Source organism: Oleiphilus sp. HI0061 (genome assembly GCF_001635675.1).
This window is the reverse complement of the sequence record NZ_LWFE01000718.1, coordinates 1-396: the sequence shown is the minus strand read 5'-3', so window position 1 is coordinate 396 and position 396 is coordinate 1. Positions and strand designations below refer to the sequence as shown.

General features: G+C 40.4%; 2 protein-coding genes. Both read right to left on the bottom strand.

Going from position 1 to position 396, the window contains the following annotated elements; genetic code table 11:
* On the bottom strand, nt 1-244 hold a 244-nt coding region (locus A3735_RS29580), incomplete at its 3' end, for a CZB domain-containing protein (RefSeq protein ID WP_197485783.1).
* A 10-nt stretch (nt 245-254) separates the two neighbouring features.
* Nucleotides 255-389: a transposase domain-containing protein gene (locus A3735_RS32505; RefSeq protein ID WP_369808647.1), complete on the bottom strand. Its 135-nt coding sequence runs from the start codon at nt 387-389 to the stop codon at nt 255-257.
* Between the last annotated feature and the right edge of the window lie 7 nt (nt 390-396).

The following is a 396-nucleotide window of genomic DNA, read 5'->3' as shown; positions in this document are numbered from 1 at the left end:
GTAGAGATAATGGTTCAGCGCCTGCTCGTGCAAGCTTATAGATCTCTATACCCTTCGCGTGTACTTTCGGATGAACATCTTCATATAGGTCTTTGAAGCGTTTTTTGGAACTTAGCGACTGGCCCTTATCTGACATTAGATACTTCCCAAGACGACATTGGGTATGATCTTTTAGCTCACTCTCTTGTACGCTGTTTTGTCCAAATAATGCAAAACGGATGTAAACGTAAGGCGAAGCGCACATATCCAAGAATCTAATGATTTAGTATGACATTCCATGGCAGCAGATCTTCCATTTCTGCTTGCTGATCTCTTTTACTAAGTGCTTTCAATAGATAATGAAGATAATCGAATGGCACAAGGTCATTTGCCTTTGCCGTTTCAACAATACTGTAA